The organism is Gardnerella sp. DNF01151 (assembly GCF_049244235.1).
Classification (GTDB): domain Bacteria; phylum Actinomycetota; class Actinomycetes; order Actinomycetales; family Bifidobacteriaceae; genus Bifidobacterium; species Bifidobacterium swidsinskii.
On record NZ_CP058389.1, the window covers coordinates 1,444,356 to 1,463,306 of the forward strand.

The following is an 18,951-nucleotide window of genomic DNA, read 5'->3' on the forward strand; positions in this document are numbered from 1 at the left end:
TTTGTGTATTAAATTTTCAAATTCTTATTGTTTAACATTCCAGCAAACATTGTATGATACATATCCTTAGATGATTCTTCTATTTGAGTAATACTTGATATTTTATTTCCCGCATCCTTTGATGATGCTCCACAAAGATAAAAGACTTCATTTTCTGTCCCAAAATCTAGTGCAATATATCTATCGTGGTATTTTTTATCGGATACCTTCAGATTCAGGTCTATATTAGGATAATCTTTTCTAAAATCATCTAAAATATTTTTTGTAAGCATATCTTTATTTCTTACATTATCGCTAAAAACTATGATTTGTATGTTATCTCTTGCAGCCCTTAAAAGTTCCAAAGTTTTAAGCCCTATATAGTTATCTATAACATAAATGCTTTTCTTTGCTGACTTATATATTTTTGTATAGGCAACATCTGCTTCTATCTTATCTCCATTCAGCAAAAGAAAATGCTTGTAGGTGTTACTATCTATAAAATTATCCATTACCTTTTTCAAATCTTCTTTTGTTGCCAAGGTGCTAATTTTATCGTTTATATTTGCTATTTCTTTTGAATGCTGCATTATATCATTTGTATTTTGACTTGTTTGCAATAACAGTTGCGTCATTTCTTTTGAACTAAGAAAGTCTCTATTTTCAACAATGAAGTCTTTCATCTGCTTAAACATTCGTATTAAAGCCTTGCTCTGTTTAACTGCCAGTTCTCCCCTTAATACAGTCATAAGCATATAGATGCCCTGTTCCGTAAAGGCATAAGGTTTGTATTTAATATTACTGCCTCTGCCTTGCGCTTTGTTCAAGGTCGCAAAATGCGACCTTGAAAGTTCAGATACTTCCTCATCGGTTAATTGGAACATAAAATCGTCATCAAATTTTTCAATATTCCTTTTAACCTGTTCGTTAAATCTTTTTGTAGAATATCCATAAATCTCAGCTAAATCCGAATCAAGCATAACTTTTTGATTTCTTATATAGTAAATCTTACTTTTAAGTGTAGTTTCATCTATTATCACAATCTCTTTCTTCTCTTCTGCCATAATGCCCCCAACATTATCTAAATATCTTTCCCAATACGCCACGTACTGCGTAACTTTTACTGCGTAACTTTTTTAAATCAACTGCGCCAGCAACAAATAAACAACATCGTGCGTAGATTTATTAGTTTTTGAGCTGAATTAATAGGTAGGATGCATCTATGCTCTATTTCAGCGTCTCTTATCATACGTATCATTTCGTTGTTAGTTTTAGGCATACTACTGAAGTTATTTGAGAATACGATGAATAGACAATAAATTTATAACATTGTGGTTAAAAGGTGTTGTAGTACGATTCATGTGTTACTCATGCAGTAAGCCGACTGCGCCAGTGTCCGAAAGTAGGCAAAATCAGACACGCACGCAGAAACAGTACTGCACTAGTGTCCCAAAACAAGCAAAATCAGACACGCACGCAGTTAATGCTCGCGCAGATTGCGCGCTCGCTTGCGAAACTCGCGTTGAAAGCACACTGTGCTTTCAACTTAAGCGAGTTTCCGCTCCGAATTGCTTTCGCGCGCTACGCTCTATGCGCGAAAGCAGGTCGTCACGCTGCCCAGTAACGAAAAAACGGCATTATACGTTATTAACGCAGAAAGCATACTGTGCCAGTAACAAAATGGGGCTTCAAGCCCGAAAGCTTGAAGCCCCATTTTTATATCAGACTAGCGTCACTCAGCTTCGTCGCCGTAATCACCCTGACCACCCTGATCATCAAGGTAATCATCTGGATTAAAGTCGTCGCCGAGCTTCATGTCGCCAAAATCAATGTTGGAGAAGTCAACATCGCCCATATCGCTCTCACCGAAGTTCGAAGGCGTGCTATCTGCACCACCCAAACCAAAGTTCGGATAAATAGAGTCACGCACCTGAGGATCCGGCTCCACGTTAGCGTTGCGGTAACGCGCCAAACCGGTACCAGCTGGGATGAGCTTACCGATAATCACGTTCTCCTTCAAGCCCTTGAGGTCATCTTCCTTCTGGCTTAAGGCGGCCTCAGTAAGCACGCGCGTAGTCTCCTGGAACGATGCTGCAGAAAGCCAAGAATCCGTAGCCAAAGAAGCCTTGGTAATACCCATAAGCTCTGGTCGACCAGCAGCAGGCTTGCCACCGTTCTTAACGGCAGCCAAGTTTGCCTCACGGAACTTTGCCTGATCCACAAGCTCACCTGGAAGAAGATCCGTATCGCCAGAATCGATCACCGTAATACGGCGAAGCATCTGGTGCACAATAACTTCAATGTGCTTGTCGTGAATATCAACGCCCTGAGAACGGTAAACGTTGTGAACTTCTTCCACAATATTCACCTGAGCTGCGCGCGGACCAAGGATTCGCAAAATCTTCTTAGGATCCACAGAACCCTCAATCAGCTGCGTACCAACGTCAACATGCTCGCCATCCTTTACCAGCATTGGCGCACGACGCGTCACAGGGTAAACGATTGGCTCAACCGTAGTGTCGTCTGGAGTCAAAGTCACCTGACGACCATGGTCAGTATCCTCAACCTTCACAACGCCTGGGAACTCAGCGATTGGAGCCTCACCCTTAGGAGTACGAGCCTCGAAAAGCTCCGTAACACGAGGAAGACCCTGAGTAATATCAGAAGCCGAAGCGACGCCACCAGAGTGGAAGGAACGAAGCGTAAGCTGCGTACCAGGCTCACCAATGGACTGTGCTGCAACAATACCAACAGCCTCGCCAACATCCACGAGTCGGCTCGTAGCCAAGGACCATCCGTAGCACTTTGCGCAAACGCCGCGCTTAGATTCGCAAGTAAGCACAGAACGCGCCTTAACTTCCTCAACGCCGTGCGCAACCAAATCGCGCAAAACGTCCATAGAAAGCGCATCTCCGCACTTTGCCAAAACTGTAGTGCCGTCAGCAGGATCGAGCACGTCTGCAGCAAGCAAGCGCGAGTATGGACCGCCATCAGCAGCCTTAACAAGCGTCAAATTGCCGTTTTCGTCGCGATCAGCAATCTTCATCATAAGACCGCGCTTAGTGCCACAATCTTCTTCGCGAACGATTACTTCCTGCGAAACGTCCACAAGACGACGAGTCAAGTAGCCAGATTCTGCCGTACGAAGTGCGGTATCTGCCAGGCCCTTACGAGCGCCGTGCTGGGAGATGAAGTACTCCAACACAGACAAGCCGTCGCGGTAGTTTGACTTAACAGGTCGAGGAATAATCTCGCCCTTAGGGTTTGCCACGAGGCCTCGCATACCAGCAATCTGGCGAATCTGCATCCAGTTACCACGTGCGCCTGACTGAACCATGATGTTCACGTTGTTGTCGTCGTGGAAGTTTTCGCGCATTGCGTCTGCAACCTTGTCGGTGCATTCAGTCCACAAGTTAATCAACTCTTGACGACGTTCTTCGTCGGTAAGAAGACCCATATCGTACTGGGAGTTGATTTTTGCAGCCTGATCCTCGTAATCTTGCGCGATTTGTTCGCGATTTGGAGGAAGCACAATGTCGGAGAATGCCATCGTTACGCCAGACCAAGGAGCGCGAGTAAAGCCGAGATCCTTCAAAGCGTCGAGTGTTGCTGCAACTTGAGCTGTAGAATAGCGGGTTGCAATTTCGTCGACGATCTTAGAAAGTACGCCCTTTGGCACCTGCTCGTTTACGAACGGATAGTCGACTGGCAAAGTTCCGTTGAACAAAATGCGTCCGCAAGAAGTTGCAAACAGTACAGTTCCGTCCTTAAAACGCTCTTCGCGCACAACGTCCGGGCTGCCTGGCTCAGGGTCGACAACCTTAAGCTCAGCAGGCTCCCAATTCTTTGGCAATACGAAGTCTGCAGGAACTCGAATCAGCACCTTAGCTTGCATGTCAATCTCATGCTTGTCGAGAGCCATTTCAGCTTCAGCAAGCGAGGAGAAAATACGACCCTGACCCTTTGCTCCGTCAATTACGGTAGACAAGTAGTAAAGACCCAGAATCATATCCTGAGAAGGCATTGTAACGGTGTGACCGTCTGCTGGCTTCAAGATATTGTCGGAAGCCATCATCAAAGTGCGTGCTTCGGCTTGAGCTTCTGCAGAAAGCGGAAGATGCACTGCCATCTGGTCACCATCGAAGTCTGCGTTGAATGCTGCGCAGGCAAGTGGTGGCAGGTGGATTGCTTTACCTTCAACCAAAATTGGCTCAAATGCTTGAATACCCAAGCGGTGAAGTGTAGGTGCGCGGTTAAGAAGCACAGGATGCTCGGAAATAACTTCCTCCAAGACGCCCCAAACTTCGGAGTCGCCGCGGTCAACCAAACGCTTTGCGCTCTTCATATTCTGAGCAAAGCCCTGATCTACCAAACGCTTAATAACGAACGGCTTAAACAGCTCCAATGCCATTGGCTTTGGCAAACCGCACTGATGCATGCGAAGACTTGGACCAACGACGATTACGGAACGGCCGGAGTAATCAACACGCTTACCGAGCAAGTTCTGACGGAATCGACCTTGCTTACCCTTAAGCATGTCGGAAAGCGACTTTAATGGTCGGTTGGATGCGCCGGTTACTGGGCGTCCGCGGCGACCGTTGTCGAAGAGCGAATCGACTGCTTCCTGAAGCATGCGCTTTTCGTTATTAAGCATGATTTCAGGAGCGCCGAGCTCAATAAGTCGCTTCAAACGGTTGTTACGGTTGATTACGCGACGGTACAAATCGTTCAAATCGGAAGTTGCAAAACGACCACCATCGAGCTGAACCATTGGTCGCAAATCTGGTGGGATTACTGGAATTACGTCCAAAACCATAGCTTCTGGCTTGTTTCCAGTAGTCAAGAATGCGTTTACAACCTTCAGTCGCTTCAAAGCGCGAGCCTTGCGCTGACCGGTTCCGTTGTCGATTTCTGCGCGAAGCTCCTCTGCGGCAGACTTCAAATCGAAGTCCTGCAAACGCTTCTTAATAGCTTCAGCACCCATGCAGCCTTCGAAGTAGTCACCGTAGCGATCTTCCATCTCGCGCCACAAGTCAACGTCGCCTTCCATGTCTCCGGCACGCAAGCCCTTGAAGCGGTCGAACACGGCATTCAAACGCTGAATCTGCTCGTCGTAACGGGTGCGAATAGCAGACATTTCGCGTTCTGCACTAGCGCGCAGCTTAGATTTTGCAGCACCTTTGCTTTCGCCAGATTCTTCCAGCTCGTGCAAGTCTTCTTCAACTTTCTTTGCGCGCGCTTCAATTTCGTTATCGCGGCGCTTGCGAAGGTTGCCGATTTCGGTATCGAATTCGTCTTGCAAATCTGGAAGATCTTGATGACGCTGTTCTTCGTCGACTTTCGTAACCATGTAGGCTGCGAAGTAGATTACTTTTTCAAGATCCTTAGGTGCAATGTCGAGCAAGTAGCCCAAACGGCTTGGCACACCCTTGAAGAACCAAATGTGCGTTACCGGAGCTGCAAGCTCAATATGACCCATGCGTTCGCGGCGAACGCGGCTGCGGGTAACTTCCACGCCGCATCGCTCGCACACGATTCCCTTAAAGCGCACGCGCTTATACTTACCACACGCGCACTCCCAATCGCGAGTTGGACCGAAGATCTGCTCACCGAACAGACCGTCCTTCTCTGGCTTTAGGGTACGGTAATTAATGGTTTCTGGCTTCTTTACTTCGCCGTGGCTCCAGCTACGGATATCTTCGGCGGTGGCCAGTCCAATCCTCAGTTTGTCAAATGCGTTGACGTCCAGCACTCTTATCGTCCTGTCTCATGAAATTGTTTTCTAATGTTTCTTAATTTCTTAAAGTGTGTTCGTTACCGAATCACTGGTATTCAGGTTCAACAGCAATCTGATCTTCCTTGGCGGACGAATCTGGTCGAGCGCCAATATTGAAGCCAAGATCGTCGGAAGATGAAACTGGGTCGTCCTCTTCATCCTTCATGTCGATTGCAACGCCTTCAGCGTTCAACACTTCAACATTAAGGGAAAGCGACTGCATTTCCTTAAGCAACACCTTGAAGGATTCAGGAATGCCAGCTGGTGGCAGGTTATCGCCCTTGACGATAGCACCATACACGCGCACGCGACCGTCGACGTCATCAGACTTCGTAGTCATCATTTCGTGCAATGTGTAAGCAGCACCATAAGCCTCGAGCGCCCACACTTCCATTTCGCCGAAGCGCTGGCCGCCGAACTGAGCCTTACCACCCAACGGCTGCTGGGTAATCATGGAGTAAGGACCAGTGGAACGTGCGTGAATCTTATCATCAACCAAGTGATGCAGCTTCAAAATGTACATGTAGCCCACAGAAATTGGCTTCGGGAATGGTTCACCAGTACGACCGTCGAATAAGGTTGCCTTACCGTCGGAGCCAACAAGCTTGTCACCATCGCGATTTGCGAGTGTTGTAGAAAGCAAGCCCTTCAAAGTTTCTGGGCGCACACCGTCGAATACTGGTGTTGCAACTGGAGTGCATGGATCGCCATGCTCAGCACCTTGTGGCACGTACTTCTTCCAAGCTGCTTCCAAATCTGGATCCAAGTTAATATCCCAGCCAGCGTGAGCAATCCAGCCCAAGTGAAGCTCGAGCACCTGACCCAAGTTCATTCGAGAAGGCACGCCCAACGGGTTAAGCATGATGTCAACTGGAGTACCATCAGCCAAGAATGGCATATCTTCTTCTGGCAAAATGCGGGAAATAACACCCTTGTTGCCGTGACGACCGGAAAGCTTATCGCCTTGCGTAATCTTACGATGCTGAGCAATGTAAACGCGAATCATTTGGTTCACGCCGTTTGGAAGCTCGTCACCGTCATCTTCAGCGTCTTCACGAGTGATTTCCTTAACTGCAATCACAGTACCAGTCTCACCGTGTGGCACGCGCAAAGAAGTATCGCGCACTTCGCGGCTCTTTTCGCCGAAGATTGCGCGGAGCAAACGCTCTTCTGGAGTAAGCTCGGTTTCGCCCTTAGGAGTTACCTTACCAACCAAAATATCGCCAGCTTCGACTTCAGCGCCAATGCGAATAATGCCGCGCTCGTCAAGATTTGCAATCGCATCTTCACCAACGTTTGGCAAATCGCGAGTAATCTCTTCGGAACCAAGCTTGGTTTCACGAGCGTCGATTTCGTACTCTTCAATATGAATAGAAGAAAGCGTATCATCTTGCACAAGACGCTGGGAAATAATCACAGCATCCTCGTAGTTGTAACCGTTCCAAGGCATGAATGCAACGAGCAAATTCTTACCCAATGCAAGTTCGCCCTTTTCGGTTGCAGGACCGTCTGCCAAAACAGTACCAGCTTCAACACGCTCGCCATCTTTAATAAGCGGCACTTGGTTGTAGCAAGTAGTCTGGTTAGAACGCTGGAACTTTGAAAGCTTGTAGCTGGACTGAGTTCCATCGTCGTTCATAACGCGAATAATATCTGCAGAAACGTAAGTTACTACGCCCGGCTTTTCGGCTAAGATTACGTCGCCAGAATCAACTGCTGCACGCCATTCAGAGCCGGTACCAACAAGTGGTCGCTCCGACTTAATAAGCGGCACAGCCTGACGCTGCATGTTCGTACCCATCAATGCACGGTGACCTTCATCGTGCTCCAAGAATGGAATCAAGGAAGCACCAAGGGAAACCATCTGACGTGGGGAAACATCCATGTAATCTACAGTGCTTACAGGCACATCGACTGCTTCTTCTTCGTCCACGCGAGCAAGTGCTTGAGTGCCAACGAAGTTGCCGTTTTCGTCGAGTTCCTGGTTTGCTTGAGCAATAACGTGCTCGGCTTCGCGGTCTGCAGTCATGTATTCAACTTCGTTAGTTACGTGACCATTCACAACCTTGCGGTATGGGGTTTCGATGAAGCCGAATGGGTTGATGCGTCCGAAGGTTGCCAAAGAACCGATAAGACCGATGTTTGGACCTTCTGGGGATTCGATTGGGCACATACGTCCGAAGTGGGATGGGTGCACGTCTCGAACTTCCATAGAAGCGCGATCGCGAGAAAGACCACCAGGACCAAGTGCGGAAAGACGACGCTTGTTCGTAACTCCTGCCAAAGGATTGTTTTGATCCATAAACTGGCTGAGCTGGGAAGTTCCGAAGAATTCCTTAATAGTTGCGTTTACTGGACGAATGTTAATCAAGGACTGAGGAGTAATTGCCTCTGCATCCTGAGTTGTCATACGTTCGCGCACAACGCGCTCCATGCGGCTTAAGCCGGTACGAAGCTGATTCTGCACAAGCTCGCCAACCTGACGAATACGACGGTTGCCGAAATGATCGATATCGTCAACGTCAACGCGCAACTGCACGTCTTGACCGTCGCGCTTACCTGGGAAGGTTTTTTCGCCGGAATGCAACGTTACCAAGTACTTAATAGTTGCGATAATATCTTCGCGGTTCAAGCTACGATCGCTGTAATCTGCTTCAATGCCGAGCTTGCGGTTGATCTTATAGCGACCAACGCGAGCCAAATCGTAACGCTTTGTGTTGAAGTAGAAGGAATCGAGAAGGTTGCGACCAGCTTCTGGAGTTGCAGTATCTGCAGGGCGAATCTTACGGTACAAATCGGTAAGTGCATCGTCTTGCGTTTCGATAGGCTCTTTTGCGAGCGCATCCAAAACAAGTGGGTATCCTTGGAAAGCATCGGCAATTTCGTCTTTCGTCATGCCAATAGCCATAAGGAATACGATTGCAGACTGCTTACGCTTGCGGTCAACGCGAACGCCTAAAACGTCACGCTTGTCGATCTCAAATTCCAGCCATGCACCGCGGCTTGGAATAATCTTCGCACCGAAAACATCCTTGTCGGAAGTGCGATCCTGCGTGCGATCAAAATACACGCCTGGAGAGCGCACAAGCTGCGAAACAATTACTCGCTCGGTGCCGCCAATAATAAAAGTACCGTGTGGAGTTTGAAGTGGGAAATCACCCATGAAAACAGTTTGGCTCTTAATTTCACCAGTTTCGCCGTTTTCAAACTCAGCATTCACATAAAGTGGAGCAGAATAGGTGTAATCCTTTTCCTTGCACTCGAGCACAGTGTGGCGTGGCTCTTCAAAGTATGGATCAGAGAATGTGAGACTCATTGTCTCAGCAAAGTTCTCAATTGGGGAAATCTCCTGGAAGACTTCATCGAGACCAGAAACATGAGGCACGGTGTGAGTTCCGTTTGCTTCATCTTCTGCAACGCGCTTCTTCCAGCGTTCAGAGCCGATCAACCAATCAAAGCTGTCGGTTTGCACGCCGAGGAGGTATGGCACATCAATAGGCTCACAAATGGAGCCAAAATTCACACGATCTGACGCTTTATGCAACTTAATATCATGTTCGTCAGCACGTGCGATGACTTTCGTGGTGCTCGTCATAGCTTGTTCAGCAGCCAATGGACGTTCCTTTATCACTCGCTAGTTAACTATTTAATCTTTGAAAAACTAAAGAAAATCGCGGCAAACGAAACTGCCAAATAAGCAAGTTGCGATGCGCGGGCGCCTTCTTCGGTTCCATGAGCATGCCCGCTATATGACACACCTTACACAGAATCTCTACTTTACCAAAAACTAAAGACTTCCTTATTAATAAAAAAAGTCCGCTCTAGCGCTTGCAATTTCTGGGATGCTTAATATTCTCTACTTCAGTGGAACGAATATTCGTGTGGTGAGATTTGAGATTTTTCGCACTGAGCGAGGCGAACGTCAGAGCCGTAGGCTGCTGATTCGCCGAGTGAAGAAGAAAAATCGAAAAATCTCTGCGATAAGGCACGGTTATTAACGAATTAGCATGCAGAGTTTGGGGGATTTCTTTACGAGCACTAAAAGAGGACTGCGCATTGACTTGCCGGAGCGCTTAAAGCGTAGTGCGCGGAGGCACTTCAATGCGGAAACTCGCTTAAGTTGGAAGTCCAGTGGACTTCCAACGCGAGTTTCGCAAGCGAGCGTAATAAAACGCGAGCTTATCGTTAAAAAAGTTTAAGAATAGAGCGACGAAGGAACGCTCACGCGCAAAGCGCGCTCGCTACTGAGCTTGCGTTGAAAGCACACCGTGCTTTCAACTTGAGCAAGCTCACGCTCCGAGTTGCTTTCGCGCGCACAATGCTGCGCTCAAGCAGGTCGTAGCACATGCGAAGAGAGAAATCCCCCAAAACTCGCGCCACGGCAAACGATACAAGTTGCGAGTAAACTAAATACGTTACGATTACGAAGTTACGTAAAGATACTTAAAAAGCTAAGGAATAGCATGAATAACAGCGAGAATACGCAAGAAGCCGCAGCCAAAACCGAAAAGCAAACAGAAGCACACAAAGCAGCAGCAAGCCGCGTAGAGCAAATGTACGAGTACGGCTACCGCAAATCAAATTATGGCCCAGACGAGCTTGTAACCGACGCTCACGGAAATCCAATTAGCGTTATGGACGCAATGCTCAGCGCCGACGACGCAGCGCGCGCAGAAACGCACACTCCTCACCTTTGCTTCTACTCCCCTCGTATTCCAGGAAATACAGGTTCCGCAATTCGACTTTGCGCTGTAACTGGCACTATTTTGCACTTGGTTGAGCCGCTTGGTTTTAATTTGCACGATACTAAATTACGTCGCGCAGGCTTGGATTATCACGATATGGCTCACGTTGTTTTGCACCCAAATTTTGAGAATTTAGTTGAGTCAATGCCAAATTCGCGAATTATTGCGTTTACTGCGAATGCTACGAAACTTTACACTGAAATTGAATATAAGCCGAACGATATTCTGCTTTTTGGACCAGAACCAGGAGATATTCCTGATCCAATGGATGTTATGGCAGGCCCGCACGTGGCAGAGCAGGTGCGTCTTCCTATGCGCCCGTCACTTCGTAGTTTGAATCTTACAAATTGCGCTTCTATTGCAGTGTATGAAGCGTGGAGACAACTCGGTTTTACAGGCGGAAAGTAATCACAAAAGTATACGACGTTTACATAATTAAGCATGCAACAAGATTCACAATCTCTCCCCGAAGAACATCTCACCGAAGAAACTTCTCAGCCATTGCGCGAATTGGCAACACTTACGCGCGATAATGTTGCACTTTTTTGGCATAGTTGTGCACGCGATTTGCCTTGGAGGTTTGGGCACACTACCCCTTGGGGTGTGCTTGTGTGTGAAGTAATGAGCCAGCAAACGCAAATGAGCCGTGTTGTACCCTATTGGCTCACTTGGATGCAAACTTGGCCAGATGCACAATCACTAGCTCACGCTACGAGTGCTGAAATTATTACAGCTTGGGGTCGCCTCGGCTACCCTCGACGCGCGTTACGTTTACAATCTTGTGCTCAAGTTGTAGCAACAAGATATCGCAATAAGCTGCCATGCACCTATGAAGAACTTATTGCCTTGCCAGGTGTAGGCGATTACACAGCAAGTGCAATACTCAGCTTTGCTTATGGCAAGCACATTGCGGTGATTGATACAAATATTCGCCGCGTACTTATGCGCGCTTTTACTGGAACTGAATCGCATGGTGGCAGCACAACGCAATCTGACCGCGAGCTTGCTGCCGCAGTATTGCCAGAAGATAATCATGTTACTACTGCCACTGCTAACGCTACTAACACCACCAACACTACCTGCACTTCATCCGTTTGGAATCAGGCAATTATGGAAATTGGTGCTACCATTTGCACAGCACGATCTCCGCAATGCACTGCATGTCCTTTGCAAACATGGTGCCGTTTCAAAGCTGCTGGATTTCCAGGTCTTGGCCGCCATACCCGCCCCCAGCAGCATTTTGCCGGCACTAATCGGCAAGTGCGCGGCATTATTTTGCAGGCATTGCGTGAAGCACATAAAAAACAGCAGGTATTGCAACGTTGCGAGATCAACAATTTATGGTCGAATCAAACACAACTTGGCGAATGCATTGCTTCGCTCGATCATGACAGTCTTATCACTATATTGCCAGATGGCACTTTAACATTACCTTAAGTAACTAACTCATTACGCTGCTTTTGTAACTCTTTAATTAACAGCTTAATTACTTTGTATGAGAGTCTACCTTGTGTAGTGAGTACAGTTCATCTCATCGACTTATGTATTACAATGGTAAATATGTCAATGCCAACTACGTCACCACGTGAGTCGCATCGCAATGCGAGTGCAACATCGGTTCGCAACCCGATGCGCAAACCCGTGCGTAAGACCGTACGTAACATGAGCGCAGCAAAACGAAGAATGTATCGTCGTCGCAGAATTGTTGTCGGTATTGCTTTGTTGCTTTTGATTATGTTGGCAATATTTTGTGTTATTAGCTTGAGCAAGGGTATTGCCGCTATTAGTAAAGCGATTGCTGGTCATGAAGTTACCATTGTTCGTCATTCAGTGCCAGACCCCCGTCCTGTTGGATTAACACCTCATTGCACTGATAAAGATATTCGTCTTGAGCTTTCTACTAAGTCACAAACTGTTCCTATGGGCGGTAGTGTTGAGTTGACAGAACGATTTGTGCACGAAGGAAACTCTTCTTGCCTTATTGACGCATCGGATATGAATGCTGTTCTAACTATTAATAGTAGTGAAGAAGTTACGCAAGGTAAGCAAGAAACTAAAGATAATAAAAAGAAAGATAATAAAGACAACAAAGACTTTAAAGACGCAAGTAAGAGCGTTGACTACTTATCACATGCAGTATGGCGTTCTGATAGTTGTGACACTGCATTAAAGCCGCTGCTTATGGCGAAGGGTGATCATTTCGAAAAGAAAATCACTTGGAATACCAATACTACCGTCGGAAAAGGCTGTGTTGCAGATGACGATTTACCGAAGGTGGATCGCGGCACATACGTTGCGCGGCTTGAGCATAAGCGCGTGCCAGGGCTTCACAGCGAGCCAGTGATCATTAATGTGCAGTAGGATTTATGCGTGCGACGACCTGCCGAAGCGCTGCGCTCGTTTTTGTGGACTTATGTGGGGTGTAAGTCCCCAATTGCGCGCATGTTCTCCGGCATTTGCGCTGACGACTGCACCAGTAACGAAAAAACGGTGACGCTCGCGCGGGTAACGCGCTCGCTACGAAACTCGCGTTGGAAGTCCCCCGGACTTCCAACTTAAGCGAGTTTCCGCTTTGAAGGAGCTTGAAATCCTGTGATTTCAAGCTCGGTCAAAGCGCACGCTAATTCTTGAAGCTGTGTACTGGAGCAGGAATACGTCCACCGCGAGTTACGAAAGCTTCGCAGCTTGTTTGGTTTACTGGCATAATCGGCGCATATCCCATTAATCCGCCGAAGTTCGCCATTTCGCCTACACCTTTTCCAATTACTGGAATAATTCGCACAGCGGTAGTTTTTTGATTAATCATGCCGATTGCAGATTCATCCGCAATCATGCCAGAAATCGTTGCAGCGGAAGTGTTTCCAGGAATTGCAATCATGTCAAGACCGACTGAGCAAACGCAAGTCATTGCTTCAAGCTTTTCAATAGTCAAGCAGCCAGACTTCGCAGCAGCAATCATATTTGCATCTTCCGAAACGGGTATAAACGCTCCAGAAAGACCGCCAACATAGCTACTTGCCATAATGCCGCCCTTCTTAACTTGATCGTTCAGCATAGCGAGCGCTGCAGTTGTGCCGGGAGCACCAACCTGATCCAAACCGATTTTCTCAAGCACTTCGCCAACAGAATCGCCAACTGCAGGAGTTGGAGCAAGCGACAAGTCTATAATTCCAAACGGCACACCAAGCCTGCGAGAAGCCTCTTGCGCAACCAACTGACCTACGCGAGTAATTTTAAACGCAGTGCGTTTAATAGTTTCGCACAGAAAAGCAAAGTCTTTTCCTCTAGCAGCATCGAGTGCACTCGAAACAACGCCAGGACCAGACACGCCAACATTGATCACAGCATCGCCTTCAGTTACACCATGGAAGCCGCCTGCCATGAACGGATTGTCGTCCGGAGCATTGCAAAAAGCCACGAATTTAACGCAACCGTAAGAATCGTTTCCAGCTGTAGCTTCAGCAATCTTTTTAATCGTACGTCCGAGCAGCTCTACGCAATCCATGTCTATACCGGTTCGTGTTGAGCCAACATTCACAGACGAGCACACAATTTCCGTCTCGCTTAAGGCTTGCGGAAGCGACTCAATAAGCATGCGGTCTGCTGCAGTCATCGACTTTGCAGGAAGCGCAGAATACCCACCAATTAAATCAACTCCAACAGTGTGTGCTGCTCTGTCTAATGCGTGCGCAATTTGCACAAAATCTTCAGACTTTTTACAAGATGACGCTCCAACAAGCGAAATCGGAGTTACAGTAATTCGCTTGTTTACAATTGGAATTCCGTAGTCGCGCGAAATATCGTTACCGGTTTTTACTAAATCTTTCGCAAGACGTGTGATTTTTGCTTCAACTTTACAACAAACGTCCTGCACGTTTTCGCAAGCGCAATCTAGTAGGTTGATTCCCATGGTGATTGTGCGAACGTCGAGCTGTTCTTGCTCAATCATCGAATTAGTTTCGCTTACTTCCATCAGGTTGAGCATTATGTACTTCCTTACGTTTACTTAGATTGCTGCGGATTTTAGATTCTGTGCATTGCAGTGAAAATATTGCTACGCTGGCAGCGAATACGCACGCCAATTTCGTCTCCTAGCGTTTCTAATCCTGCAGCAAAATTGCCAAATTCGCAATCAACAGTAGACACGTCAACAATCATCATCATGTTGAAGAATCCGTCGACAATTGTTTGAGAAATATTCAAAATATTTACATTATGCTCGGCAGCATGTGAAGTAACTTTTGCAATAATACCAACGGTATCGCAGCCGACAACGGTAATAATCGCCCTGAAAGCATCAGATTGCAACGCTTCTTGCGATTCATTATTCTCTGCAACTGCTGTTGTGTTATTGGCGACCATATTTGCCTCCTGCCGTTTTGAACCCGCATGTTAATGCATAAAGTTTATGCATTAACGCAAATTATGCGGTTATTTGTTTCAATTTTACACATCATACGTTTTTATGCGCTTTATGCGCTTTTATACATTTTTTATGCGTAAATATTATGCTGCTTCATATCTTCCGGAAGTGCATTGCGAAGCGACACAAGCGATCCAGAGCGGAACACGGAACGAATGCCAGCAGCAAGAAGCGGCGCAATCGAAAGAACCGTCATATTATCAAGACGCTTCTCTTCAGGCACAGGAACTGTATCCGTCACAATAATCTCGCGAACTCCAGCAGCTTTCAAACGCTCAACAGCAGGTCCAGAAAGCAAAGCATGCGTTGCAACCAAAGTAACAGATTTTGCTCCAGCCTCACGCAAAGTACGTACAGCTTCGCAAATAGTGCCAGCAGTATCGATCATATCGTCTACAACAATGCAATCGCGTCCTTTAATCTCACCAATGATGCCGTGAGCTTCAGCATGGTTAGGGCGCGTAATATCGCGCGTTTTATGAATAAAAGCAAGAGGTAAATCTCCGAGTTTTGCAGCCCATTGCTCAGAGACTTTGATGCGACCAGCATCAGGAGACACAATAGTTGCATTATCGAGCTTCATAGAGTTTCGCACATAATCAATAAGCACAGGCATCGCAGTCAAATGGTCAACAGGCCCGTCAAAGAAACCCTGCTCCTGAGTTGCGTGCATGTCAACAGTCAAAATGCGCGTGGCACCAGCAGCGCGGAATAAGTCAAACATGAGTCGAGCAGTAATAGGCTCACGTCCCTGATGCTTCTTATCTTGGCGAGAATATCCAAAGAACGGTGCAACCACGTTAATACTGCGAGCAGATGCGCGTCGCAAAGAATCGACCATAAGCAGCTGTTCCATAATCCAATTGTTAATAGGATTCGTGTGTGCCTGAAGCACAAACACATCCGAACCACGAACAGGCTGAGTAAAGCGCACATACATTTCGCCATTCGCAAAATCGTAGGCAGTAGTCTCAAGCACATCAATACCAAGATACTGTGCAGTCTCATTAGCAAGTTCTGGGTATGCGCGACCCGTAACTAACATCATCTGCTTTTTTGGATTGCCTTCAAGAATTGTTGACATAATTGCCTTCCCGTTTGCAAACTGGTGTTGCGCGACATAGTCGCTTTCTATTTTAGCAGCTTGTGCGCCTCGTACGACACAACAAGCGTTTTATTTTAGCGCGTTACTTTAAAATCATTAAGAACTACGCTTGCAAAGCAAAATCATCATTACGAAAATAAGCCCGAATCCCACAAAATCTGCCCATGAAAAAACAGCTCCAGTAAACATAACAGCAGTAATTGCAGCAGTAACAGGCTCGCTAGCTCCAAGCAAAGTGCCACGAACAGAACCTACTCGCATAATGCCCTCTAAGAACAGCCAATATGCTCCAAAAGTTCCAGCAATAACGGTAAAAGCAAAAAGCAGCATAGCGCGCAAATCTAATGCAGGCATCGTTTCCCACGGTCGCACAAACGGGAGCATAATACAACCAGAAATAATAAACGTAATGCCATTAACAGTCAGATTTCCCCATTTTGCAATCAATTTCACAGGCATAATAGCAAGCGCCGCTGTAGACGCAGCATCTGCAAGCCCCCAAAGCAAACCCATAACAGGCAAAGACAGTGAAGAAAGATTACCACCTGTAGCCATTAAAGCAGTTCCTGCAAAAGCTAGCACAACTCCAATAGTTTCGCGCATAGTTGGCACGCGGCGAGTGTGGAAACACGCATAAACCAAAACAAACAGTAAGTTAAGGCTTTGAAGCACAGTAGCAGTGCCAGAATTAGTCCAATCAATAGTACATAAATACGAAACTTGCGTAAGAAGAACGCACACAATTCCCGTAATAGCCATTGAAATCCAAGTACGACCAGTTTTCACAGCACCACTTAACTGCTTAGGAGTGCAAGCTGCAGCAGTAATGACAAATAACATGCCAGCAGCAATTTGACGAACGCAAGCGATTTGCAAAGGAGATACGTGATACGTCGACATGAGGATTTTCGAAACTGTTGCGTTTGCACCCCAAAATGCGCCACCTAAAAGAGTTAAAAATATTCCTACAAGAATAGCGTTTGTAGAATGATTTAACGCTGGATTAGGTTTATTTGGAGTACCTTCGATTGCTTTTGTTGCAGATTTTGATGTGTCAAAAGTCTTTGAACCTGTTGATTGCAATTTTGAAGATTGTTGCTTTTTTGTTGAAGAGGAATCAATATTTGATGAATCCAAATCATGCGCACTGCTACGCCAAGAAAACTTAACCATTATTAGATTCACCTCGCATCCCCAAAACAAGCAAACATGCAGTAATTATTGCACATCTACTCAACTAATTTGCTGGTAAACAACACTTTAGAAAAACATACTCTACTTGCACACACGAAAGAAATGTATAGTATTAAAAAATTACAATTCAAAACGCGCGCATTAAACAATAAAATCAACGAAATAAACCAAAATAACAACGTGACTTAAGCCATAAACCAACGCACTAGTCATATGAAGGCGGAAACATGCACAACTACGCATCAAACAGTAATATTTTTCAACCACACCACATTTTAGTTACTGGCGGCGCAGGTTTTATTGGATCTAATTTTGTGCATTACATAGCTAAATATCATGTAACGGTTGCTGTTACGGTACTTGATTTGCTTACTTACGCTGGGAATATGGCAAATCTTTACGACTTACCTCAAGATTTTGCAAACAACCGATACGCTTTTATTCGCGGAGATATTCGAGACGAAAATATAGTTGATCAGCTATTAGATCCGCATAATCCAATTAAAACTGCAGAAGGAACAACACTTCCTGCTATAGACGCAATCGTAAATTTTGCTGCAGAATCACACAACGATAATGCAATCGAGTTTTCTGACCCGTTTATAAGCACAAATATTTTAGGAACGCATACACTCATTAAATTCGCACACAAATATAATATTCGCTTCCATCAAGTAAGCACCGATGAAATTTACGGAGATTTTCCTATTGACAGCGTGCTTAAATTCGACGAGTCAAGTCCATATTGTCCATCTAGTCCATATTCTGCAAGCAAAGCTGCAGGCGATCTCTTGGTAAAAGCATGGTGTAGAACTTACGGTTTGCGCGCAACTATTTCGAATAGCAGCAATAATTACGGGCCACGACAGCATATTGAAAAGTTTATTCCTCGCCAAATTACAAACATTATGTGCAATATGCCAGCAAAATTGTACGGCGTAGGAGATTCGATACGCGATTGGATCCACGTTGAAGATAATTGCGACGCAATATGGCATGTTCTAACGCGTGGAACAATCGGTGAAACATATAATATTGGCGCTAACTGTGAAATTAACAACATAAATATTTTGCGGATTTTGATGCAACTCATGGGCGTGCCAGAATCAAATATAACGTATGTAAATCCCAGAATAGGCGAGGATAGGCGTTACGCACTAGATACTACGAAAATTCGAACACAATTAAAATGGGAGCCTAAGCACGATAATTTGAAGCAAGAATTGCAAGAAACAATATCGTGGTACGACTCTCACACTGATTTATGGAAGCCTATTAAAGCGCAAGTCGAGCAGCATTACGCTGAATTAGGGCACTGAATTTGCGTGACGAAATTGCGCTCGACGACCTGCATGAGTGATTAGAGCGTAACATGCGCGACGTCGGGTAAGCGGCAATCGGGTTTTCGGCATGAAAAAAGGGCTTCTAGCGATTGGCTAGAAACCCTAGGCGCGGAGAATACGAGATTCGAACTCGTGAGGCTGTTACACCAACACGCTTTCCAAGCGTGCGCCATAGACCACTAGGCGAATTCTCCAAACTGCTAACTTAGCAATCAAACTGCTTGCCAAGCAAACAACTTAAATAGAATACCACGAATCGCGGATATTGCAAACTCGCGCGCGCCGACAACCTTTTTGGGAACACTCGCGCAGATCGCGTTCTGCATTAGGGCCGGATTTTGCTTGTTTTGGGACACTCGCGCAGTCAGCAAACTGCATCCGTGTCC

11 protein-coding genes and 1 tRNA gene are annotated in these 18,951 nt (G+C 46.2%); 4 read left to right on the forward strand and 8 right to left on the reverse strand.

Annotation, left to right across the window (positions count from 1 at the left end; all coding sequences use genetic code 11):
• Nucleotides 1–8: 8 nt before the first annotated feature.
• The 3 genes from HXT37_RS05980 to rpoB form a co-directional block, all read right to left on the reverse strand.
• Nucleotides 9–1,043 carry an ORF6N domain-containing protein gene (locus HXT37_RS05980; protein ID WP_421779440.1) on the reverse strand — a complete coding sequence of 345 codons (1,035 nt, stop codon included), beginning with the start codon at nucleotides 1,041–1,043 and terminating at the stop codon, nucleotides 9–11.
• A 668-nt stretch (nucleotides 1,044–1,711) separates the two neighbouring features.
• Entirely contained in the window at nucleotides 1,712–5,731 is a 4,020-nt protein-coding gene (locus tag HXT37_RS05985; protein WP_103013812.1) for a DNA-directed RNA polymerase subunit beta', read from the reverse strand.
• Between the two features lie 70 nt (nucleotides 5,732–5,801).
• A complete protein-coding gene (rpoB, locus tag HXT37_RS05990; protein ID WP_033888523.1) occupies nucleotides 5,802–9,350 on the reverse strand; it encodes a DNA-directed RNA polymerase subunit beta in 3,549 nt (1,182 codons plus the stop codon).
• Nucleotides 9,351–10,218: 868 nt separating this feature from the next.
• Here rpoB and HXT37_RS05995 point away from each other — a divergent pair.
• The 3 genes from HXT37_RS05995 (at nucleotide 10,219) to HXT37_RS06005 (ending at nucleotide 12,861) form a co-directional block, all read left to right on the forward strand.
• The gene (locus tag HXT37_RS05995) at nucleotides 10,219–10,908 is read left to right on the forward strand and encodes a tRNA (cytidine(34)-2'-O)-methyltransferase (RefSeq protein ID WP_012914445.1); all 690 of its coding nucleotides are present in this window, start codon (nucleotides 10,219–10,221) and stop codon (nucleotides 10,906–10,908) included.
• A gap of 33 nt (nucleotides 10,909–10,941) precedes the next feature.
• Nucleotides 10,942–11,937, forward strand: a complete 996-nt coding sequence (locus tag HXT37_RS06000; RefSeq protein WP_103013911.1) for an A/G-specific adenine glycosylase — start codon at nucleotides 10,942–10,944, stop codon at nucleotides 11,935–11,937.
• A gap of 129 nt (nucleotides 11,938–12,066) precedes the next feature.
• Nucleotides 12,067–12,861: a peptide ABC transporter permease gene (locus HXT37_RS06005; protein WP_421779803.1), complete on the forward strand. Its 795-nt coding sequence runs from the start codon at nucleotides 12,067–12,069 to the stop codon at nucleotides 12,859–12,861.
• Nucleotides 12,862–13,120: 259 nt separating this feature from the next.
• Here the strand turns inward: HXT37_RS06005 and HXT37_RS06010 are convergent, their stop codons facing one another.
• The 4 genes from HXT37_RS06010 to HXT37_RS06025 all read right to left on the reverse strand — a co-directional run bounded on the left by HXT37_RS06010 (nucleotide 13,121) and on the right by HXT37_RS06025 (nucleotide 17,201).
• Nucleotides 13,121–14,485 carry a PFL family protein gene (locus tag HXT37_RS06010; protein WP_103013910.1) on the reverse strand — a complete coding sequence of 455 codons (1,365 nt, stop codon included), beginning with the start codon at nucleotides 14,483–14,485 and terminating at the stop codon, nucleotides 13,121–13,123.
• A 38-nt stretch (nucleotides 14,486–14,523) separates the two neighbouring features.
• The gene (locus HXT37_RS06015) at nucleotides 14,524–14,862 is read right to left on the reverse strand and encodes an ACT domain-containing protein (RefSeq protein ID WP_102155642.1); all 339 of its coding nucleotides are present in this window, start codon (nucleotides 14,860–14,862) and stop codon (nucleotides 14,524–14,526) included.
• A 131-nt stretch (nucleotides 14,863–14,993) separates the two neighbouring features.
• Nucleotides 14,994–16,007, reverse strand: a complete 1,014-nt coding sequence (locus tag HXT37_RS06020; RefSeq protein ID WP_012914450.1) for a ribose-phosphate diphosphokinase — start codon at nucleotides 16,005–16,007, stop codon at nucleotides 14,994–14,996.
• Nucleotides 16,008–16,124: 117 nt separating this feature from the next.
• Nucleotides 16,125–17,201 (reverse strand): DMT family transporter, encoded by a 1,077-nt coding sequence (locus HXT37_RS06025; protein ID WP_217430568.1) that lies wholly within the window; start codon nucleotides 17,199–17,201, stop codon nucleotides 16,125–16,127.
• Nucleotides 17,202–17,449: 248 nt separating this feature from the next.
• Between HXT37_RS06025 and rfbB the strand changes: the two genes are divergently transcribed.
• A complete protein-coding gene (gene rfbB / locus HXT37_RS06030; RefSeq protein WP_102703245.1) occupies nucleotides 17,450–18,541 on the forward strand; it encodes a dTDP-glucose 4,6-dehydratase in 1,092 nt (363 codons plus the stop codon).
• A 133-nt stretch (nucleotides 18,542–18,674) separates the two neighbouring features.
• Here rfbB and HXT37_RS06035 read toward each other — a convergent pair.
• Nucleotides 18,675–18,759 (reverse strand) — tRNA-Ser (locus tag HXT37_RS06035).
• Nucleotides 18,760–18,951 lie beyond the last annotated feature (192 nt).